This is a genomic window from Streptomyces racemochromogenes, assembly GCF_039535215.1.
Classification (GTDB): Bacteria; Actinomycetota; Actinomycetes; order Streptomycetales; family Streptomycetaceae; genus Streptomyces; species Streptomyces racemochromogenes.
The window spans coordinates 1,280,918-1,302,118 of sequence record NZ_BAAAWT010000001.1 but is presented as its reverse complement, the minus strand read 5'-3'; the positions used below and the strand labels follow the sequence as shown (position 1 = coordinate 1,302,118).

Genomic DNA, 21,201 nt, shown 5'->3' with positions numbered 1-21,201 from the left:
GAGTTGAGCGGATGTCCCGGACCCGTCACACCCCCGCACGCGCCCTCCGCCTCACCTGCGCCCTGGCGCTGGCCGGCCTCGCCGCCACCCTCGGCCCCGCCTCGCGGGCGGCGACCCCGCCGGACGGCGGCCTGCGCGAAGTGCTCTTCGTCGGCAACAACTGGGAGGGCACCGCCGACGTCCTCGCCTCCACCGGCGACCTCGCCCGCGTCGGCCGGATCAACGTCGTCCCCGACAAGGAGGAACGCCTGCGCGAGATCTACCTCAACCCCGTCAGGCTCGGCTTCTTCCTCGGCATCCGCGCCACGGCGGGCGAGGGCCACGACCAGTTCGTCGACGACATGTACACCACCCCCGACGGCTCCGCCGTCGTGGTCTCCCGCCCCAGCTTCGCCGACGTGGTCTCCATCGACGTCCGCACCGGCCGGATCAACTGGCGCTTCCCCGTCGCCGGTCACCGCTCCGACCACATGGCCGTCTCGCCCGACGGCACCCGCGTCGCCGTCTCCGCCTCGACCGCCAACACCGTCCACGTCCTCGACATCGCCACCGGCCGGCAGACCGGATCCTTCACCACCGGCGACAAACCCCACGAGAACACCTTCACCCAGGGCGGCCGGTACCTCTGGAACAGCGCGATCGGCGACGTCACCTCCGCCCTCGACGCACCCTGGCTCGACTGGACCAAGGGCGACCGGAAGATCACCGTCGTCGACACCGAGACCTTCCGCACCGTCCGCGTCATCGACATGCGCGAACGCCTCGACGCCTTCGGCCGCGGGGACCTCTCCGACGCCGTACGGCCGGTCTCCTTCAGCCCCGACGAGACCAAGCTCTACTTCCAGGTCTCCTTCTTCAACGGCTTCGTCGAGTACGACGTCCCCTCCGACCGGATCACCCGCGTCAAGACCCTCCCCGAGAACCCCGCCACCCCCGCCGACCGCACCAAGTGGGTCAACGACTCCCGCCACCACGGCATGTCCATGAGCCCCGACGGCCGCAAGCTCTGCGTCGCGGGCACCATGGACGACTACGCCACCGTCGTCGACCGCGCCACCCTCGCCGAGGGGCCGCTCGTCCCCGCCGCGAAGCCCTACTGGGCCACCGTCAACGGGGACGGCACCGCCTGCGTCATCTCCGAGAGCGGCGCCGACCGCGTCACCGCCATCGACTTCGCCACCGGGACGCCCCGCGTCTCCGTCCCCGTCGGCGACCACCCCCAACGGGTACGAATCGGTCACGTCCCGGCAGGCTGGAACGGCCCCGTCACCCGCTGAGAGCCCCTGCCGACAGGCCCGGACACCGGCCGGACCCGGCATCGGGACCGGCCGGACGGGCAGATCCGGCCAATATGGTGCGAGCGGTCCGCGATGACCGATTAGTCTCCGGATCATGGTGGACATCCGCGAGGTACCCGAAGCCGACATCGACCGCGCTCAGGAGCTCGCCTACCTGGTCTTCCACGACCGCCCGGAACCGCAGACACGCCAACGGCACCACCGCCTGCTCGCCCGCTGCGCCCGCCTCGGCGCCTACGACGGCGACGCACTGGTCGGCTTCATGGCCGCCCACCCCTTCCGCCTCTCCGTGCCCGGCGGCACCGACCTCGCCGGCCCCGGCCTCACCTTCGTCTCCGTCGCCCCCACCCACCGCCGCCGGGGCGTCCTGACCGCCCTCATGGACGAACAGCTGCGCCGCGCCGGCGCCGACGGCAGCCCCCTCCTCGTCCTGTGGGCCTCCGAAGCCGCCATCTACGGCCGCTTCGGCTACGGCGCCGCCACCCAGGGCGCCACCATCGAGATCGACTCCACCCGGCCCCTCGCCCTGCGCATCGCCCCCGACCCGCGCCCGCTGCGGCTGGTCGACCCCGACGAGGTCCCCACCGTCATCGCCCCCTTCCACGAAGCCGCCCGCCGGACCCGGGCCGGCCGGCCCAGCCGGAGCGCGGAGCGCTGGGCCCAGGAGTGGCTCTGCGAACAGGACGAGGAGGACGAGGAGCTGGGCCCGCCCCGGATCATCGCCCTCGGGGAACCGGGGGAACCCGTGGCGGGCTACGTCCTCTACCGCACGAAGCACGAGGACGACGGGGCGCCGCCCGCCCGCGGCCGCCCGGGCCTCGTCCGCGTCGAGGAACTGGAGGCCGAGACCCCCGCCGTCGCCGCCGCGCTGTGGCAGTGCCTGGCCTCCCTCGACCTGACCGGCAAGGTCTCCGCGTGGGGCCGCCCCCCGGACGACCCGCTGCTGCACTTCGCCGCCGACCGGGACCAGGTCAGGGTCACCGCCCAGTACCCGGCCCTGTGGCTGCGGCTCGTCGACGTACGGGCCGCGCTCACCGGGCGGTCGTGGGCCGCCCCCGTGGAACTCGTCCTGGACCTCACCGACGCCCGGCTGCCCGCCAACGCGGGCCGGTTCCGGCTCAAGGCCGGGCCCGGCGGGGCCACGTACGAGACCGCCCGCGCGGAACCCGACCTGTCCCTGGACGTACGGGAGCTGGCCGCCTGCTACCTGGGCGGGACCCGGGTCGCGGAACTCGTCGCCGCAGGGCTCGTCGCCGAGCACCGCCCCGGCGCGGCCGCCGCCCTCGACGCGGCGCTGCGCACCGGGCCGCTGCCGCACACCTCCGACGAGTTCTAGCGTCCACCAGCGGGTTTCAGCGTCCCGGGATCCGGGCCGCCGCCATGCCGAAGCCGCTGCCCAGGACCAGCGTGGACAGGGCGTCGACCGGCGGCCGCAGGTCCTCGTCCCGGTAGCGGCGGGTCGTCCGGTGCCAGTGCAGGACCCCCGCGAGCCAGTCCCGGAGCCCGCCGACGTACGCGTCGAGCCCGGCCCGCGCCCCGGCGTCGAGCCGCTGGTCGTCACAGAGGACGGGCAGCCGGTCGGCGGCGATGTGCTGGAACTCCTCGACGCGCTGCACCAGCAGGGAGTGGCAGATGTGCAGCGCCTCGGGGTAGCCGATGCCGAAGAAGTTCCGCGTGACGAGGACGTGGTTGTGCACCTCGCCCTCGAACTCGACCTCCTTGCGGTAGGAGAAGATGTCGTTCACGAGACACCCGGCGTCGGCCGCCGCGTTCTCCAGCGACCGGATGGTGCCCGACCGGTACACCTCGTCCGGGATGCCCCGGCCCTCCTGCCCCAGCCGGCACATGTACATGGTCATCCGGGAGCCGAACGTCAGACGGCGCATCTCCGCGTAGTCCACCGGGTCCGGGACCCGGCGGTGGAACCGGTTCTCCACCTCCCACACCCAGCTCTCCAGCATCTCCACCATCGTCGCCCGGAACTCGGCGCGGGCGGCCGCGGCCATGCCGCGGACGGTGCGCGCCCACAGGTCGGCGAGGCCCCGCTCCAGCACGGTCACCGGCGCGGGCCCCGCACCGCCGTCCTGCGGCGGCATCATCGCGACCAGCCGCGCGGTGGCCGCCCTGGCGCCCGCGATGTCGCCGGTCCGCCCGAACACCACGGGGTAGTAGTCGTCCGCATACGTCCCCCAGGTCAGCCAGCACGCGTTGAGCAGCAGCGCCGCGGCGGTCGCGGCAGGGGCGATGGCGGCCGAGCAGAGCGCGAAGTCGTAGCCGCGCAGCTTCTGTTCGTCCCAGATCGCCGAACCCGGGTCCCCGGGCTGCGCGTCCAGCAGCCCCGTCCGCCGCGCCCACGCCACCGAACCCTCGCGGGCCTGTCCCAGGTGCGGGCTCAGGCGCAGCTCGTAGGGCATCCGGATGTCGGGGAGGAGCAGCGGGCCGGTCTTCTGGTACGGGACGTGGGTGAAGGAGCGGCGGCGCAGCTCCATCGAGCGGCGGGTGAAGGCGGAACGCAGGTCGAAGGCGCTGGTGCCGAGCCCGGAGGGGAGGAAGGGCAGCGTCGTCCGGCCGGTGGCCCGGGCGCCCTCGTTCATGTAGCGGCTGGAGGCCATGTGCCACTCGTGGCCGCCGGACTGCCAGTCCTGAAGGCCCTTGGTGTAGGCGAGCACGGCCGCGGTCTCGGCGGGCGTCAGGGCGTGTTCGGCGAAGAGGCGGGGGAGTTCGGTCAGCGCGGTCTGCTCGAACTGCTGGAGCCGGGAGGTGATCAGGTCGTTGGAGACCTCGGCGGCCTGCTGGGTGGTGCAGCCGAGGAAGGTCTCCAGCACCAGGACGGCGTTGGAGAGTTCGCCCTCGTCCTCCACCTCGCGCTGGTAGGAGAAGAGGTCGTTCCTGAGGTGCACGGCGTCGGAGAAGGCGTCGCGCAGGACGCCCAGCGGCCGTGAGTGCGCCACCCGCGCCGGCACCTCGGCGGCCACGTACTCGACCAGGCCGGCCGACCAGGGCGCCCCGCCGACCTTGCGGCGCATCTCGATGTACTCCAGGGGGTTCGCCACCCGGCCGATGCCGATGTTGGCGAGCTCCCACATGGACTCGTCGAGCAGGTTCCTCGTGGAGAGCGAGAACCGCTCCCGCCAGTCCGCCGACATGGCCGGGACCGTACGCGCCCACAGGTCGGCGAGCCCGGCCTCGACGGGGTTGGAGGCCTCGGGGAAACCTTCCGCCAGGTCCATCGGCATGAAGGCGGGCAGCCGGTCCAGGTAGGCCTTCGCGCCGGCCCGGTCCTGGGAGCGCTTGAACATCTCCAGGAAGTGGTCGTCGAAGAAGAACACCCACACGTACCAGTCGGTGACCAGGGACAGCGCCTCGGCGTCGCAGTCGGGGTGCGTGTACGAGCACAGCAGCGCGTAGTCGTGCGAGTCGAGGTCCGACTCCTCCCACACCCCGGACCCCTCCAGCATCCCGAACGCCCGCGCCCACCGCCTGCTGTGGGCCCTGGCCTCCTCCAGGTGGGGGTTGAGGCGCGCCGGGTACGGCACGTAGAACTCCGGCAGGCGGAACGGCTGCGTCACTGCGGGGCCGGCCTTTCGTCAAGGTGCGGGGGCCGGCGTTCCGGCCCCCGCACGAGATCAGCACTGCCCTACCCGCGGCGCCTCCCGGACAAGGGGGAGTTCACCGCTTCAGGTGACGTTCGCACGGGCGTCCGCCTACTCGGCTTCGCCCTCCAGGTTGCCCTCCGTGTCCAGGTAGACCTGGCGCAGCGCCTCCAGGACCTGCGGGTCCGGCTTCTCCCACATGCCGCGGGACTCGGCCTCCAGGAGGCGTTCCGCGATCCCGTGGAGGGCCCACGGGTTGGCCTCCTCCAGGAAGGCGCGGTTGGCCGGGTCGAGGACGTACGTCTGCGTCAGCTTGTCGTACATCCAGTCCGCGACCACGCCCGTCGTGGCGTCGTAGCCGAAGAGGTAGTCGACCGTCGCCGCCAGCTCGAAGGCGCCCTTGTAGCCGTGGCGGCGCATCGCCTCGATCCACTTGGGGTTGACCACGCGGGCGCGGAAGACGCGGGAGGTCTCCTCGACCAGGGTGCGGGTCTTGACCGTCTCCGGGCGGGTGGAGTCGCCGATGTACGCCTCGGGGGCCGTGCCGCGCAGGGCGCGCACGGTGGCCACCATGCCGCCGTGGTACTGGAAGTAGTCGTCGGAGTCGGCGATGTCGTGCTCGCGGGTGTCCGTGTTCTTCGCGGCGACGGTGATGCGCTTGTACGCCGTCTCCATCTCGGCTCGCGCCGGACGGCCCTCCAGGCCGCGGCCGTACGCGTAGCCGCCCCAGACGGTGTAGACCTCCGCCAGGTCGGCGTCCGTACGCCAGTCACGGGAGTCGATCAGCTGGAGGATGCCCGCGCCGTAGGTGCCGGGGCGGGAGCCGAAGATGCGGGTGGTGGCCCTGCGCTCGTCGCCGTGGGCGGCCAGGTCGGCCTGGGCGTGGGCCCGGACGAAGTTCGCCTCCGCGGGCTCCTCCAGCGAGGCCGCCAGCCGGACCGCGTCGTCCAGGAGACCGATGACGTGCGGGAACGCGTCACGGAAGAAGCCCGAGATGCGCAGCGTCACGTCGATGCGGGGACGGCCGAGTTCGTCCGCCGGGACCGCCTCGATGCCGGTGACGCGGCGCGAGGCCTCGTCCCAGACCGGGCGGACGCCGAGCAGCGCCAGGGCCTCGGCGACGTCGTCGCCGGCCGTGCGCATCGCGCTCGTGCCCCACAGGGAGAGCCCGACGGAGGCCGGCCACTCGCCGTCGTGGTCGGCGCGGTAGCGGGTCAGGAGCGAGTCCGCCAGGGCCTGGCCCGTCTCCCACGCCAGCCGCGAGGGCACGGCCTTCGGGTCGACCGAGTAGAAGTTGCGGCCCGTCGGCAGGACGTTGACCAGGCCGCGCAGCGGGGAGCCCGACGGGCCGGCCGGGACGAAGCCGCCGTCCAGGGCCCGCACGACGTGGGCGATCTCGTCCGTCGTGCCCGCCAGGCGCGGGACGACCTCGTTCGCCGCGAAGGTGAGGATGTCCGCGACGGCCCGCGGGTGGTCCGCGGCGACCGAGGGCACCGCCTCCGGGTCCCAGCCCGCGTCCTCCATCGCCTGCACCAGCGCGCGCGCCGTCTCCTCGACGGTGTCCGCCGCGGTGCGCGTCGCCGCCGACTCGTCGAGGCCGAGGGCCTCGCGCAGGCCGGGCAGGGCGGAGGTGCCGCCCCAGATCTGACGGGCCCGCAGGATGGAGAGGACCAGGTTGACCCGCGCCTCACCGGTCGGGGCGCCGCCCAGGACGTGCAGGCCGTCACGGATCTGGGCGTCCTTGACCTCGCACAGCCAGCCGTCGACGTGCAGCAGGAAGTCGTCGAAGCCGTCGTCGTCCGGGCGCTCCTCCAGACCCAGGTCGTGGTCCAGCTTCGCCGCCTGGATCAGCGTCCAGATCTGCGCGCGGATCGCCGGGAGCTTCGACGGGTCCATGGAGCTGATCTGGGCGTACTCGTCCAGGTGCTGCTCCAGGCGCGCGATGTCGCCGTACGACTCCGCGCGGGCCATCGGCGGCACCAGGTGGTCGACGAGGGTGGCGTGCACGCGGCGCTTGGCCTGCGTGCCCTCGCCCGGGTCGTTGACCAGGAAGGGGTACACCAGGGGCAGGTCGCCGAGTGCGGCGTCGGGCGCGCAGGAGGCGGACAGGCCCGCGTTCTTGCCGGGAAGCCATTCGAGGTTGCCGTGCTTGCCCAGGTGGATCATCGCGTCGGCGCCGAAGCCGCCGTCCTCGGACGCCGCCTGGATCCAGCGGTACGCGGCCAGGTAGTGGTGCGAGGGCGGCAGGTCCGGGTCGTGGTAGATCGCGATCGGGTTCTCGCCGAAGCCGCGCGGCGGCTGGATCAGGATCAGCAGGTTCCCGCGGCGCAGGGCCGCGAGGACGATGTCGCCGTCCGGGTTCGAGGAGCGGTCCACGAACATGTTGCCGGGTGCCTCGCCCCAGTGCTCCTCGACGCTCTCGCGCAGGTCCGAGGGGAGTTCGGCGAACCAGCGCCGGTAGTCCGCGGCGGGGATGCGGACCGGGTTGCGGGCCAGCTGCTCCTCGGTCAGCCAGTCCTGGTCGTGGCCGCCGGCCTCGATCAGCGCGCGGATCAGCTCGTCGCCGTCGCCGGAGACCAGACCGGGGATCTCGGCCGCGGGGCCGAAGTCGTAGCCGTGCGAGATGAGGGTGCGCAGCAGCTCCACGGCGCTGGCCGGGGTGTCCAGGCCGACGGCGTTGCCGATGCGGGAGTGCTTCGTCGGATACGCGGACAGGACCAGGGCGATCTTCTTGTCGCGGCGGTCGACGTGCCGCAGGCGGGCGTGGCGCACCGCGATGCCGGCCACGCGCGCGGCCCGCTCGGCGTCGGCCACGTACGCGGGCAGGCCGTCCTCGTCGATCTCCTTGAAGGAGAACGGGACGGTGATCAGACGGCCGTCGAACTCGGGGACCGCGACCTGGGTGGCGGCGTCGAGCGGCGACAGGCCCTCGTCGCTCTCCTCCCAGTCGCCGCGCGAACCCGTCAGGCACAGGGCCTGCAGGATCGGCACGTTCAGGGAGGCGAGCGCGCCCGCGTCCCAGGACTCGTCGTCCCCGCCGGCGGAGGCCGTCGCGGGGCGGGTGCCGCCAGCCGCGAGGACGGTGGTGACGATCGCGTCGGCACCGGACAGGGCCTGGAGGAGCTCCGGCTCGGGGGTGCGCAGCGAGGAGACGTACAGGGGGAGCGGCCGCCCGCCCTTGGCCTCGACGGCGTCGCAGAGGGCGTGCACGAAGGCGGTGTTGCCGCTCATCTGGTGCGCGCGGTAGTACAGCACCGCGACCTGCGGGCCGGTCGCCTCCGTGGCCGGGCGCTCCAGGGCGCCCCAGGTGGGGGAGGCGGCGGCGGGCTCGAAGCCGTGGCCGGTGAGCAGCACGGTGTCGGAGAGGAAACGCGCCAGCTGTTCGAGGTTGGCCGGGCCACCGTGCGCGAGGTAGCGGTGCGCCTCGGCGGCGATGCCGATCGGAACCGTGGAGGCCTCCATCAGCTGCGCGTCGGGGGCCTGTTCGCCGGTCAGCACGACCACCGGGCGGGTCTGGCCGGCGGCGAGGAGCACGTCCAGGCCCTCCTGCCAGGCGCGCAGGCCGCCGAGGAGGCGTACGACGACCAGCCCGACCCCGTCGAGCAGACCGGGCAGGTCGTCCAGGGGGAGGCGGGAGGGGTTCGCGAACCGGTACGGCACGGGGCCGCCGGCGACGTTCGCGGCGCGGGCGCTGAGCAGATCGGTGTCGGACGTCGACAGCAGCAGGATCATGCGGCGGCAGGCCTTCCTCGGGGTTTCCGCGCCCCGGGCAGTGAGGACGGCGGGAGTTCCTGACTCACCCGGCCGATCGCTCCGCGGGGTTCACAGTGGCGGGACCGCGCCGGAATCGCACCGGGCTTCCTCCCATGTCGCCGTCCTCGGCGGTGACGGGCCGAACGGCCCGTCGGAAGGTCATCTTAGGCGGCCTTTCCCCTGGCCGGGAGTGGGGGTGGGCGCGGTGGTGCCGCACGGCCCGCGTGGGGCGGGTGCGCCGGGAGCCGAGGGCGGGCCCCGCCGCGCGGGCTCCTCCCCGCCCGGCCCTTCGCCCGTTCCCCGGGGCCGCGCCCCGGGGGCCCTTCGGGGCTGGGGCCCGGGCTCGCCTCGCGGCTGCGGCCCGGGCTCGCCTCGGGGCTGTGCCGGGGGTCGGGGGCGGGGGGGCTCGGGGCCGTGGTCCGGTGGTCCGGGGGTGGTGGGGTGGGGGGTGCGGGTGGGGCGGAGGTGCTGGTCGGGGTGGCGACGGCCACAGGTCGGGGGTGGGGAATCGTGGGTATGCTCGCGGCCATGCCCCAGCCCCCCTCCGCCGCGTCGCGGGACAAACCCGCCATACGCGAGCGCGGCGACGCCTGTCCCGGCGCGCTGCGGCTGCACGCCGCCGACGACGGGTACCTGGCGCGCGTCCGGATCCCCGGCGGGCTGCTCACCACCGCGCAGGCGTCCGTGCTCGGGCTCGCCGCCGACCGGTTCGGGGACGGGCACCTGGAACTCACCTCGCGCGGCAACGTCCAGCTGCGCGGCCTCGCCGACGGCTGCGGCGCCGGCCTCGCGGAGCTCCTCGACGGCGCCGGGCTGCTGCCCGCGCCCGCCCACGAGCGGGTGCGCAACGTCGTCGCCTCCCCGCTGGGCGGGCCCCGCGTCGTGCGGGGGGTCCGGGAGCTGGACCGCCTGCTGTGCGCCGGCGCCCGGGCGACGGGCCTGTCCGGGCGGTTCCTGTTCGCCCTTGACGACGGGCGCGGGGACGTCGCCGCCCTCGACCCCGACGTGACCGTGCTCGGCGACGGCGACGGCGACGGCGACGGCCGCGGCCGCGGCGGCGACCGGGTGCTGGTGCGGCTCGGAGCCGCGGCCGGGGCCGTCGAGGTGGCCGCGGTCGACGCGCCCAGGGCGGCGCTGCTGGCCGCCGAGTACTTCCTCGACGCCGCCGACGCGGCCGGGACCCGGCCCTGGCGGGTCGCCGAGCTGCCCGACGGAAACGCCCTGGATGACGGGGAGTTCGCCCTGCGGCTGGCCGCCGCGGGGATCGCCGCCGACCGGCTGCCCGAGGTGGCCTGGCCGCACGCGGAACCGCCCCGGCCCGGCGTGCACGGCGACGCGCTGTGCGTGCTGCCCCCGCTCGGCCGGCTCGGCTCTGCCCAGTGGCGGGTGCTGGCCGAGGTCGCCGACGCCGCCGGCGACGGGCTGCGCGTCACCCCGTGGCGCAGTGTCGTCCTGCCCGGCGCGGGCGCCCGCGGCCCCGCCGGTGGCCGCGCCGCGCTGGAGGCGGCCGGCCTGGTGACCGGGCCCGGCGGGCCCTGGCAGTCCGTCACCGCCTGTACGGGCAGGCCCGGGTGCGCCAAGTCCCTCGCGGACGTGCGCGCCGACGCGCGTGCCGTCGTAGGACAAGACCACTCCGCGGCCGCGCTGCCCGTGCACTGGTCCGGGTGCGCCCGCCGGTGCGGGCACCCGCGCGGCACCGCCTGGGTGGACCTGGTCGCCACCCCCGACGGGTACGAACTCGACGGCCGGCCCACCCCGTTCGCAGACCTCGCGGCCGCCCTCACGGCCGCACGCACCACCACCACACCACCCGCACCGCAGTGAAGAAATGAGCGAGTACACCGTGTTCGAGTACGAGAAGGACGGCGCCGCGATCTACCGCCAGTCCTTTGCCACGATCCGCGCCGAGGCGGACCTCTCCGGGCTGCCCGCATCGGTCGCCCAGGTCGCGGTGCGCATGATTCACGCCTGTGGCATGACCGACCTCCCCCAGGACCTCGGCTACACCCCCGACGTCGTCCTGCGGGCCCGCGCGGCCCTGCACGCCGGCGCGCCGGTCCTGTGCGACGTGCAGATGGTCGCCAGCGGCGTCACCCGCAAGCGGCTGCCCGCCGGCAACGAGGTGATCTGCACCCTCTCCGACCCGGCCGTGCCCGCCCTCGCCGCGAAGACGGGCACCACGCGCAGCGCCGCCGCCCTCGAGATCTGGCGCGACCGGGGCCTGCTGGAGAACTCCGTGATCGCCGTCGGCAACGCGCCCACCGCCCTGTTCCGGCTGCTGGAGATGATCGAGGAGGGCGCCCCGCGCCCCGCCGCCGTCATCGGCGTGCCCGTCGGCTTCATCGGCGCCGCCGAGTCCAAGGACGCCCTCGCCGCCCACCCCTCGGGCCTCGACCACCTCATCGTGCGGGGCCGGCGCGGCGGCAGCGCCATCGCGGCCGCTGCCGTCAACGCCATCGCGAGCGAGGAAGAATGAGCGACCGTCAGGACACCAAGGGCAAGCTGTACGGCGTCGGGCTCGGCCCCGGCGACCCCTCCCTGATGACCCTGCGGGCCGTCGAGGTGATCGCCGAGGCGGACGTCGTCGCCTACCACAGCGCCCGCCACGGCCGCTCCATCGCCCGCTCGATCGCCGCGAAGCACCTGCGCTCCGACCACGTCGAGGAACCGCTGGTCTACCCGGTCACCACCGAGACCACCGACCACCCCGGCGGCTACCAGGGCGCGATGGAGGAGTTCTACGAGGCCTCCGCCGCCCGCCTGGCCGCGCACCTCGACGCCGGCCGCACCGTCGCCGTGCTCGCGGAGGGCGACCCGCTCTTCTACGGCTCGTACATGCACATGCACAAGCGGCTCGCGGACCGGTACGAGGCCGAGGTCATCCCCGGCGTCACCTCCGTCAGCGCCGCCGCCGCCCGCCTGGGCACCCCGCTCGTGGAGGGCGAGGAGGTGCTGACGATCCTGCCCGGCACCCTGCCCGAGGAGGAGCTCACCGCGCGCCTCGCAGCCACCGACTCGGCGGTCGTGATGAAGCTCGGCCGTACCTTCCCCGCCGTCCGGCGCGCCATGGAGGGCAGCGGCCGCCTCGCCGAGGCCCGCTACGTCGAGCGCGCCACGATGGAGGGCGAGCGGACCGGGGTCCTCGCGGACACCGACCCGGACAGCGTCCCCTACTTCGCCGTCGCCGTCGTGCCCAGCCGCATCGGCAACCCGGGCAGCGTCCCCTCCGGACCCGGCGAGGTCGCGGTCGTCGGCACCGGGCCCGCCGGGCCGCTGTGGCTGACCCCCGAGACCAGGCGGGCGCTGGCCGACGCGGAGGTCCTCGTCGGCTACACCACCTACCTGGACCGGGTGCCGGTCAAGCCGGGCCAGGTGCGGCACGGCTCCGACAACAAGGTGGAGTCCGAGCGGGCCGAGTTCGCCCTCGACCTCGCCCGGCGCGGCAAGCGGGTGGCCGTCGTCTCCGGCGGCGACCCCGGGGTGTTCGCCATGGCCACCGCCGTCCTGGAGGTCGCCGGGCAGGCCCCGTACGAGGACGTCCCCGTACGGGTGCTGCCGGGCGTGACCGCCGCCAACGCGGCGGCCGCCGCGGCCGGGGCCCCGCTGGGCCACGACTACGCCACCCTCTCGCTCTCCGACCGGCTCAAGCCGTGGGAGGTCATCGCGGAGCGGCTGCGCGCGGCCGCCGCCGCCGACCTGGTGCTCGCCCTGTACAACCCGGGCTCGCGCAGCCGGACCTGGCAGGTCGCCAAGGCGCGGGAGCTGCTGCTGGAGCTGCGCGCGCCGCAGACCCCGGTGGTCGTGGCACGGGACGTGGGCGGCCCGGAGCAGTCGGTGCGCGTGCTGACGCTGGCCGAACTGGAGCCGTCCGAGGTGGACATGCGGACGATCCTGCTGATCGGTTCCTCGCAGACCCAGGTCACGCGGCGGCCCGACGGCTCGCACGTGACGTGGACGCCGCGCCGCTACCCGTGAGCCGGGGGCTGGGGCTGGGACCGGCGTTGGGGCTGGGGCTGGGGCTGGGCTGACGGGGCGCCGGCCGTCGCCCGGGCGGGCGGACCGTCCGGGCCGCGGCCGGCGTCAGTTCCGGCGGAGCCAGTCCAGGGCCGCCCCCACCGAGGCGGCCCGTGGCACGTGCTCCGGGACCGGGGGCCGGCGTACGACCAGGACCGGGATCCCGGCCTCGCGGGCGGCGGTGAGCTTGGGGGAGGTGGCGTCGCCGCCGCTGTCCTTGGTGACCAGCACGTCGATCCGGTGCCGGGCCAGCAGCTCCCGCTCCTCCTCCAGCCCGAACGGGCCCCGCGCCAGCAGCACTTCCAGCCGCGGCGGCATCGGCGCGGCGGGAGGGTCCACCGAACGCACCAGGAACCAGGTGCCGGTGAGGTGCGCGAAGGCGTGCAGGCCCATCCGGCCGGTGGTCAGGAACACCCGCCCGCCGAGCGAGGGCAGCACGGCGGCCGCGTCGGCGAGGGAGTCCGCGAACGTCCAGTCGTCGCCCGCCCCCGGGGTCCAGCCGGGGCGGCGCAGCGCCAGCAGCGGCACGCCCGTGAGCGCCTGCGCCTGCGACGCGTGGAAACTCATCCGCTCCGCGAAGGGGTGGGTGGCGTCGACCACGTGCGTGACGCCGTGGCCGGTGATCCAGCCGGCGAGTCCCTCGACGCCGCCGAAGCCCCCGATCCGGGTCTCGCCCGGCGGGAGCACGGGCGCGGAGACGCGGCCCGCGAGCGAGCTCGTCACCCGGTACGGGGTCTCGCGCGCCAGCGCCTCCGCCAGCCGGCGGGCCTCCGTCGTACCGCCCAGGATCAGGACGTGCCGGCCGGCCGGCGCTGCGCCGGCCTCAGCAGACATGCCGGTCGCGTTCGGGCGAGTACAGGTGGCTGTCGCGGAACTGCTCGGCGCCCAGCGTCCGGCCCACCACGATGACGGCGGTCCGCACCAGTCCGGCCGCCTTCACCTGCGCCGCGATGTCGGACAGGGTCCCGCGCAGGATCAGCTCGTCGGGGCGGCTGGCCATCGCCACCACCGCCACCGGGCACTCGGCGCCGTAGTGCGGCAGCAGTTCGTCCACGACCCGGTCGACGTACCGGGTGGCCAGGTGCAGCACCAGCAGCGCACCGCTGCGGCCGAGCGTGGCCAGGTCCTCGCCGGGCGGCATCGGCGTGGCCTGCTGGGCGATCCGGGTCAGGATCACGGTCTGGCCGACGGTGGGGACCGTCAGCTCCCGCTTCAGGGCGGCCGCGGCGGCGGCGAACGCCGGTACGCCCGGGACCACTTCGTAGGGGATGCCGGCCGCGTCGAGGCGCCGCATCTGCTCGGCGACCGCGCTGAAGATGGACGGGTCGCCCGAGTGCAGCCGCGCCACGTCCAGGCCCGCCCCGTGGGCCCGTACGCACTCCGCGATGATCTCGTCCAGGTTCAGCTGCGAGGTGTCCACCAGCCGGGCGCCGTCCGGGCATTCGGCGAGCAGCTCGCGCGGGACCAGGCTGCCCGCGTAGAGGCAGACGGGGGCGGCGGCCAGGGTCCGGGCGCCGCGCACCGTGATCAGGTCGGCGGCGCCGGGGCCCGCGCCGATGAAGTACACGGTCATGCTGCTTCTCCTTGTGTCTTCGTGACCGACCACTGGGTGACCGGCATGGCCTGACGCCAGCCCGTGAAACCGCCGACCGGCACGGCGTGCGCGACGGCCAGCTTCACCAGCTCGCCGCCGTGGCGCCGGTAGCGCTCGGCGAGGACAGCCTCCGACTCCAGGGTGACCGTGTTGACCACCAGCCGGCCGCCGGGTGCCAGCGCCGCCCAGGCCGCGTCCAGCAGCCCCGGCGCGGTCAGGCCGCCGCCGATGAACACCGCGTCGGGGGCCGGGAGCCCGTCCAGGGCGGCCGGGGCGGCGCCGACGACCACGCGCAGCGCGGGAACGCCGAGCGCGGCCGCGTTGCGGCTGATCCGCCCGGCCCGCTCCGGGACCCGCTCGATCGCCACCGCCCGGCAGGACGGGTGCGTACGCATCCACTCGATGCCGATCGACCCGGAGCCGCCGCCGATGTCCCAGAGCAGCTCGCCGGGGGCCGGGGCGAGCGCGCACAGGGTCGCGGCCCGCACGTGGCGCTTGGTGAGCTGGCCGTCGTGCTCGTACGCGGTGTCGGGCAGGCCGGGGGTGGCGCCGAGCCGGGGCACGCCGGCGGCCGGGTCCCGGCGGCACTCCACGGCGACCACGTTGAGCGGGTCGCCGGGTGCGCGGTGCCAGTCCGCCGCGGTGCCCTCGTACGCGTCCTCGCGCTCGGAGCCGAGCTGTTCGAGCACCCGCATCCGGCTCGGGCCGAAGCCCCGCTCTCGGAGCAGAGCGGCGATCTCGTCGGGGGTCGCCGCTCCGGCGCTGAGCACCAGCACCCGCCGGCCCTCGTGCAGCGCCGCCGCCAGCCGGGCCACCGGCCGGCCGACCACCGTCACCACCTCGGTGTCCTCCACGGGCCAGCCCAGGCGGGCACACGCGTACGACACCGACGAGGGGTGCGGGTGGATCCGCAGCGCGTCCGGGCCCAGCTCCTCGGAGAGCGCCCGGCCGATCCCGTAGAACATCGGGTCCCCGCTGGCCAGTACGGCGACGCGGCGCCCCGCGTGCTCGGCCATCAGCTTCGGCACGGCCGGGCGCAGCGGGCTCGGCCAGGCCACCCGCAGCCCGGCGCAGTCCGCGGCCGGGAGCAGGTCCAGCTGCCGGGGGCCGCCGATCAGCACCTCGGCCGATGCCAGCGCGGACCGCGCGCCGGCGGTGAGCCCGGCCCAGCCGTCGGCGCCGAGGCCGACGACCGTCACCGGTGCGGGGGGTGCTGCGGAGCTCACTGCGCGGTACCTCGGGGAAGGGGAGAAGGGGAATGCGGCGGACGGATCCGCAGCCTATCGGGGCGCAGACCCGGCTCCAGTGCCAGGGTGACCACGACGGACAGCGCCGCCAGCGCGGTGATCGCGGCCGCCGGCGAGGTGTACTGCGCCACCGCCCCGGCGAGGGCCGCGCACACCCCCTGCATCGTGAGCATCCCGGCCGAGTGCAGCCCGAGGGCCTGCCCCTGCGTCCCCTCGGGCAGCAGCGGTACGAGCCGCTCCTGCATCAGCAGCCCGGCGGCGTAGCCGGTCGACGCCACGGCGACGGCGGCCGTCGCGAGGACCGGCCCCGGCTGGAGGGCGAACACCAGGTAGGGCAGCGCGAGCAGCAGCCGCAGCGGGGCCGCCAGACGGGTGCGCCACCGCTCGGGCAGCCAGCGGCCCGCGACGGTGTCCCCGGCCAGCATCCCGGCGGCGGCACAGCCGAAGAGCAGCCCGGCGTGGGCGGGGTCGTACGGGACGAACAGGGACTCGCAGCCGACGATCAGGCCGTTCGGCACCCAGAGGGCGAGGTACAGGGTCCGGCGGGCCGGGTCGGACAGCAGCAGGCGGTTGACGCGCCGGGTCTCGGCGGGCGACGGCCTGCCCCCGGCCCGGGGCGCCCGGCGGCGCAGCCCGAAGCGGACCGTGAGCGCGGCGGCCGCCCCGAGCCCGGCCGACACCAGCAGCACCCCGCGCGGGGACAGCGCGCCGAGCAGCAGACCGCCGGCGGCGAAGCCGGCGACCTGCGTGACACCGGCGGCGACGGCGAGGAGGGAGCGGCCGAGGAGGTAGTCCCCGGGCGGCAGGATCTCGGTGAGCAGCCCGTAACGGACCCCGCCGGCCAGGGAGTCGGCCAGCCCCTGCCCCAGCAGCACCGCGAACACCGCCCACAGCGGCAGCCCGGGGGCGGCGAGCAGCCCGGTCCCGGCGGCGGCGAGAGCGGCGAGGGCGGCGAGCGCGGCCCGCGGGGGCAGCCGGTCGGCGGCGGCCATCAGCAGGGTCGCGCCGAGCACCTGGGCGAGGGACGGCCCGAACATGGCGAGGGCCGACAGCAGCGGGGAGCGGGTCCGGTCGTAGACCAGTACCCCGAGGGCGAGGCCGCCGGTGGTGGACGCGGCGACGCGGAGGGAGGCGGCGAGGAAGAAGGGGGCGAACTCGGGGGTGCGGAGGAGGAGGGAGCGGTAGCTGCGCGACATGCCGGGAGTCTGCGACGGGTGGCGTGCGGGTCCCAGAGTTTCGCCCGGACGCGAAACCCCGGCGGTCCGCACGCCCCTCCCGCGGGCTTGTCGCGGCATCCACGGACGATCGTGTTCCCCTAAAGGCCGCTTGACCGTGGAACGGGACCCCCTTTCATACTTATCCGCATGGACACGACGAAGCCGGTTGACGAGCAGAAGAAGCAGGACATCGAGGCGATCAGGGAAGTGGTCGCCCGGTGCAGCATTCTCAGCAATATGAACTCGTCGACGAATTCCTGGCCCTTTTCCGTGAGGACGCGATCTACACCGCACCGCACGGGCGGATCCTGACCGGGCTGGCGGAGATCGCGGAGTTCACCCGTCGAGTCCTGCCCGGGGCCATGGAGAACGCCACGGTCACCTACGAACTGATCGACGTGCTGTTCATCCGTCCCGATGTGGCGGCGGTGAAGCTCAAGGGGCAGCATTACACCCTGGACGGGAAGCCCGACGGACACCCCAACTCCCCGCTCTACGTGATGTCCAAGGAAAACGGGAAGTGGCTGCTGACCGCATGCCAGGGCACTTTCCAGCTGTACCCGGAGTTCGACATCCCGAGCCGTATTCCCCCGGCGCCGGAAACCGTCGAAGCCGGCTGAACCGGTCCGGGGCGGGCCGGGGGCCGCACCCCCCGGCCCTCGGGTCGTACAGCCCCCGGCCCCGGGCCGCACCGCCCGGCGGTGCCCCCGGCCCCGGGGCCGCGCGTACACCCCGGCCGGGGGGCGCGGCATGATCGGGGCAGCCCCCGGAGGGACCGGCGGCCCGGACACCGACTGGCGGCAGTACCCATGGGATGGTGGCGCATCGACACCGACGCGCTCGCGCGCAGCCGCTTCGTGGTGTCCCCCCTCGCCGAGACCACCGCCGCTCTCATGGCCCTGGAGCGCCGCGCCCCCGCCCACCCCGCCGAGCGGGCCTGGCTCGCGGACCGGCTCCCGCACTACCGGGCCCACCTGGCCGCCGAGCCCCTCACCGCCGCCCTCGTCCGGGCCGCCCTCGGCCGTCTGTGGATCGCCGGGTACCTGACCCCGCCCGCCCACCGGGACGGCCGCGCCTTCGCCGAGGAGCTCGCCACCGTCCGCGCCGCCCCGGACGCGGTGGTCCGCACCGACCTGCGCGCCGCCACCGGCCGGCTCCCCGAGGGCCTCGACCGGGCCCGCGGCCTCGGCCCGAGGACGGCCGAACTGCTGGAGTGGGTCTGGGAGGAGGCCGTACGCCCCGACTGGGAGCGGCGCCGCCGGACCGCGGAGGCCGACGTCCTGGTGCGCACCAGCCAGCTCGGCCGGGAGGGCTGGGCGGCGGCCCTTTCCGGAATGCGGCCGGGGATGGCATGGCTGGGCGGCGGGCGGCTGCGGGTCAACCTCCAGCAGCGGCGGCCGCGCGAGCTGTCGGGGGACGCCGGGCTGGTCTTCGTACCGGTGACGCACGCCCACGGCTGGGTCGCCTGGACCGGTACGCACCGGCACGCGCTGGTGTACCCGTGCGCGGGCCAGCTCGCCCAGCCGGGTCCCGGGCCGGCCGCGCCGCAGGCGCTCGTACGGCTGCTGGGGCCGGTGAGGGCGCGGGTGCTGGTGCTGCTGGAGAGCCCCAAGTCCACGACGCAGCTGGTGGCGCTGACCGGGTACAGCCTGGGCGCGGTGGCCGGGCAGCTGAAGGTGCTGCTCGCGGCGGGGCTGATCCTGCGCCGACGGGCGGGCCGCAGCGTGCTCTACAGCCGGGTCGCGGCCGGGGACGTACTGGTGTCGGCGGCGGGCGCCGCCGAGTAGGGTGGCCGCGGCGGGCCCGAGGAGGCGCCGGCGACGCGGCAGGCGAGCGCCCGTGGGCCGCGTCCAAAGAAGCTCACGGGGCCTCAGGTGCCGCCTCTTTGGCCGGCCGGCCCCCGGCGCCGCCAGCCGGCGCCCCGCCGATCCCCTGGGCGATCCCCCCGCCACGCCCCCTCCGCCTGCCCCCCGCACGCGCCCCCGGCCGCCCCCTCCGCCCCGTCCGCGCCCCCGCCACGCCCTGGCACGCAACCGTCCGCCCCGGCCGGGGCCTGACCCGGGCCGCCCCGACGGCCGGACACTCGTCCCATGGACGACACTCCGGACAACCACACAGAATCCCCCGGGGACCACGCCGTGGTCCTCGGGGCCGGCCTGGCCGGTCTGCTGACGGCACGGGTCCTGGCGGGGCGGTTCGCCCGCGTCACCGTCGTCGAACGGGACGAACTGTCCCTGCACGGGCCGGAGTTCCGCCCCGGCCTGCCGCAGTCCCGGCACGCGCACGTGCTGTGGGCGCGCGGTGTCGAGCTGATGGAGCAGCTGCTGCCCGGCACCACCGCCGAGCTGCTGGAAGCCGGCGCGGCCCTGCTGGAGTCGCCGCGCGACTTCCTGTGGCTGAGCCCTTCCGACTGGTTCCGGCACGTACCGGGCGCCGGGATGCTGATCGGCAGCCGGGAGCTCCTCGACTGGACGCTGCGCCGTGCCGTACTGCGCGACGGCCGGATCCGGATGCTCGGCGGCCGGCTCGCGACGGGCCTCGTCGGCGGCCCGGGCAACCGCTCGGTGACCGGCGTGTCCTTCCGCGACGGCGGCCGCCTCGCCGCCGCGCTCGTGGTCGACGCCACCGGCCGCACCTCCAAGGCCCCCGCCTGGCTGGCCGCCCTCGGCTACCCCGCCCCGGCGGTCACCCGCTACGACTCCCACCTCGGCTACTCCAGCCGCCCGTACGCCATCCCCAAGGCCGCCCTGGACGACCCGCGGCGCCGCTGGCACGGCATGTACGTACAGGGCCGGCCCGACAGCCCGCGCGGGGGAGTGCTGGTGCCGCTGGAGGGGGACCGCTGGCTGGTCACCCTGATCGGCAACGGCGAACACGCCCCGCCCACCAAGGACCCCGAGTTCCTCGGCTTCGCCCGCACCCTGCGCAGCCCCGCCCTCTACGACGCCATCCGCGACGCGGAACCGCTGGCCCCGCCCGCCGGCTTCCGGGCCACCGCCAACGAGTGGCGCCACTACGAGCGCATGGACCGCTGGCCGGAGGGCTTCCTCGTCGTCGGCGACGCGGCCTGCCGCTTCAACCCGGTCTACGGGCACGGCATGACCGTCGCCGCCATCACCGCCCAGGCCCTGGGTGACGCCGTCAGGGCCCTGCCCACCGCGCAGATCCCGGCCGGGACCCGGCGCGTCCAGCGGCACACCGTCACCGCGGCCAACGTCGCCTGGCAGATCGCCACCAGCGAGGACCTGCGCTACCCGGGCACCGAGGGCCCGCCGGCGGACCGGGCGACCCGCGTCCTCCAGGCGTACATGTCCCGCGTCATGGCGGGCGCGAACACGGACCCCGCCCTCTCGGCCCCGTTCTTCGGCGTCCTGTCCCTCTCCACCCCGCCGAACACCCTGCTCGCCCCGGCCACGGTCCTGCGCGTCCTGTCGAAGTGGCGCCTGCCCACCTCACCCCGCACGACGACGGCCTACCCGCCGCACCACGGCCCCGCCTGACTACCCCCGCACGGCCCGCTCGTACAGTTCACGCACCCCGTCCCCGAAGTAACTGCTGTACGACGTCACCTCGTCCCCGCCTCCATCGCGGCCGCCGATCACCCCGATCAGGGTTCCGGCCGCGGTCAGGACGGGGCCGCCGCTGGTCCCGTTGGGCACGTCCGCGCAGTCCAGCCGCAGCTGCGTGGACCCGGCGGCGACGGCCGTGTTGGCGCACCCCAACGGCTGCTCGGCGTCGTTGGGGTAGCCCACCAGCCGGGCGGGGGCGGGCAGCTGCTGCCCGAACCGCACGGGGTGCGCCCCGGTGACGTCCTCCAGCCGCTGCCCGGCATGCCCGGGCCGGCGCACCCGGATGAACGCCACGTCGTAATCCGGATCCGCCTCCTCCACCCACCTCGGATCCACGTCGATCCGCGTCGGCACCCACACCCCGAACGGCGCCTTCCCCTCGGCGTACCCGGGCACGAACGCCAGATTGGTCCGGAACCCCCGCGCGTACACGCAGTGCGCGGCGGTCACGACGAGGTCCCCGCCGGCGGAATGCACCACGCTCCCGGAACAGTGGTGCTCGTCGTCCCAGTCCATCCCGGGCGAGAACAACGCCCCGATGGCCGGCTCGGCCTCGACGACCCCCGCCTCGAGCGGCTCGGACACCTTCCACCCGGCCCCGTCGGGCGCCGCCCGCCGCTCCCCACCCCCCTCGACGAGCCCCTCCAGCGCCTCGGCAGCGGTCTCGTCCCCCACCCGCTCACCCTGCACGTAACTCCCGCGCCCGGCATCCCCGACGGCCACGGTCCCGAACCGCCCCACGGCAAAGGCCACCCCGGCCACCACAACCGCACAACAGACCCCCGCCAGCACACACACCCGCACGGCCCTGCCGGTCATACCCCACTCCCAAAGATCGCCACCACCCCCCAACGGCTCCCGCCGCCCGCGGGTTCCCTACCAGGGCGTGTCCGTCCTCACAGCTCCCCGGCCCCGT

General features: G+C 75.2%; 15 protein-coding genes and 1 riboswitch. Of the genes, 8 read left to right on the top strand and 7 right to left on the bottom strand.

Features of this window, described 5'->3' with window-relative positions:
* Positions 1–11 precede the first annotated feature (11 nt).
* Positions 12–1,277: a YncE family protein gene (locus ABD973_RS06020; protein WP_345499009.1), complete on the top strand. Its 1,266-nt coding sequence runs from the start codon at positions 12–14 to the stop codon at positions 1,275–1,277.
* A 115-nt stretch (positions 1,278–1,392) separates the two neighbouring features.
* Complete coding sequence (locus tag ABD973_RS06015) at positions 1,393–2,634, top strand: GNAT family N-acetyltransferase (protein WP_345499007.1); 1,242 nt, start codon at positions 1,393–1,395, stop codon at positions 2,632–2,634.
* 16 nt (positions 2,635–2,650) lie between these two features.
* On the opposite strand, the gene ABD973_RS06010 is transcribed toward ABD973_RS06015, so the two are convergent.
* Together ABD973_RS06010 and cobN are read right to left on the bottom strand one after the other, a co-directional pair.
* Entirely contained in the window at positions 2,651–4,867 is a 2,217-nt protein-coding gene (locus ABD973_RS06010; RefSeq protein WP_345499005.1) for a terpene synthase family protein, read from the bottom strand.
* A 135-nt stretch (positions 4,868–5,002) separates the two neighbouring features.
* The gene (gene cobN / locus ABD973_RS06005) at positions 5,003–8,623 is read right to left on the bottom strand and encodes a cobaltochelatase subunit CobN (RefSeq protein WP_345499003.1); all 3,621 of its coding nucleotides are present in this window, start codon (positions 8,621–8,623) and stop codon (positions 5,003–5,005) included.
* A 53-nt stretch (positions 8,624–8,676) separates the two neighbouring features.
* Positions 8,677–8,755: riboswitch (cobalamin riboswitch) on the bottom strand.
* A 405-nt stretch (positions 8,756–9,160) separates the two neighbouring features.
* On the opposite strand from cobN, the gene ABD973_RS06000 reads away from it, so the two are divergent.
* From ABD973_RS06000 to ABD973_RS05990, 3 genes are read left to right on the top strand one after another with little or no spacing between them, the layout of a single operon-like run.
* Complete coding sequence (locus ABD973_RS06000; protein WP_386382205.1) at positions 9,161–10,468, top strand: cobalamin biosynthesis protein CobG; 1,308 nt, start codon at positions 9,161–9,163, stop codon at positions 10,466–10,468.
* A gap of 4 nt (positions 10,469–10,472) precedes the next feature.
* Complete coding sequence (locus ABD973_RS05995; RefSeq protein ID WP_125603406.1) at positions 10,473–11,120, top strand: precorrin-8X methylmutase; 648 nt, start codon at positions 10,473–10,475, stop codon at positions 11,118–11,120.
* On the top strand, positions 11,117–12,619 hold the full coding sequence (locus ABD973_RS05990) for a precorrin-2 C(20)-methyltransferase (protein ID WP_125822978.1): 1,503 nt from the start codon (positions 11,117–11,119) through the stop codon (positions 12,617–12,619). The genes ABD973_RS05995 and ABD973_RS05990 overlap by 4 nt, the downstream gene beginning before the upstream one ends.
* Before the next feature lie 105 nt (positions 12,620–12,724).
* On the opposite strand, the gene ABD973_RS05985 is transcribed toward ABD973_RS05990, so the two are convergent.
* The 4 genes from ABD973_RS05985 to ABD973_RS05970 are packed head-to-tail and all read right to left on the bottom strand — an operon-like array spanning position 12,725 to position 16,695.
* Positions 12,725–13,492 carry a cobalt-precorrin-6A reductase gene (locus tag ABD973_RS05985; protein ID WP_345498997.1) on the bottom strand — a complete coding sequence of 256 codons (768 nt, stop codon included), beginning with the start codon at positions 13,490–13,492 and terminating at the stop codon, positions 12,725–12,727.
* Positions 13,482–14,231 carry a precorrin-4 C(11)-methyltransferase gene (gene cobM, locus ABD973_RS05980; protein WP_125603409.1) on the bottom strand — a complete coding sequence of 250 codons (750 nt, stop codon included), beginning with the start codon at positions 14,229–14,231 and terminating at the stop codon, positions 13,482–13,484. The genes ABD973_RS05985 and cobM overlap by 11 nt, the downstream gene beginning before the upstream one ends.
* On the bottom strand, positions 14,228–15,478 hold the full coding sequence (gene cbiE, locus ABD973_RS05975) for a precorrin-6y C5,15-methyltransferase (decarboxylating) subunit CbiE (protein ID WP_345498994.1): 1,251 nt from the start codon (positions 15,476–15,478) through the stop codon (positions 14,228–14,230). Before cbiE ends, cobM begins: the two co-directional genes overlap by 4 nt.
* Positions 15,475–16,695 carry an MFS transporter gene (locus ABD973_RS05970; protein WP_345498992.1) on the bottom strand — a complete coding sequence of 407 codons (1,221 nt, stop codon included), beginning with the start codon at positions 16,693–16,695 and terminating at the stop codon, positions 15,475–15,477. Before ABD973_RS05970 ends, cbiE begins: the two co-directional genes overlap by 4 nt.
* A gap of 239 nt (positions 16,696–16,934) precedes the next feature.
* On the opposite strand from ABD973_RS05970, the gene ABD973_RS05965 reads away from it, so the two are divergent.
* The 3 genes from ABD973_RS05965 (at position 16,935) to ABD973_RS05955 (ending at position 20,216) form a co-directional block, all read left to right on the top strand.
* Positions 16,935–17,336, top strand: a complete 402-nt coding sequence (locus ABD973_RS05965) for an SgcJ/EcaC family oxidoreductase (RefSeq protein WP_345498990.1) — start codon at positions 16,935–16,937, stop codon at positions 17,334–17,336.
* A gap of 189 nt (positions 17,337–17,525) precedes the next feature.
* Positions 17,526–18,503, top strand: coding sequence for a winged helix-turn-helix domain-containing protein (locus ABD973_RS05960; RefSeq protein WP_125822983.1), 978 nt, complete (start codon positions 17,526–17,528; stop codon positions 18,501–18,503).
* A gap of 303 nt (positions 18,504–18,806) precedes the next feature.
* Positions 18,807–20,216: an NAD(P)/FAD-dependent oxidoreductase gene (locus ABD973_RS05955; RefSeq protein ID WP_206436584.1), complete on the top strand. Its 1,410-nt coding sequence runs from the start codon at positions 18,807–18,809 to the stop codon at positions 20,214–20,216.
* On the opposite strand, the gene ABD973_RS05950 is transcribed toward ABD973_RS05955, so the two are convergent.
* The gene (locus ABD973_RS05950; RefSeq protein ID WP_241253418.1) at positions 20,217–20,960 is read right to left on the bottom strand and encodes a trypsin-like serine peptidase; all 744 of its coding nucleotides are present in this window, start codon (positions 20,958–20,960) and stop codon (positions 20,217–20,219) included. It abuts the gene before it with no gap.
* Between the last annotated feature and the right edge of the window lie 241 nt (positions 20,961–21,201).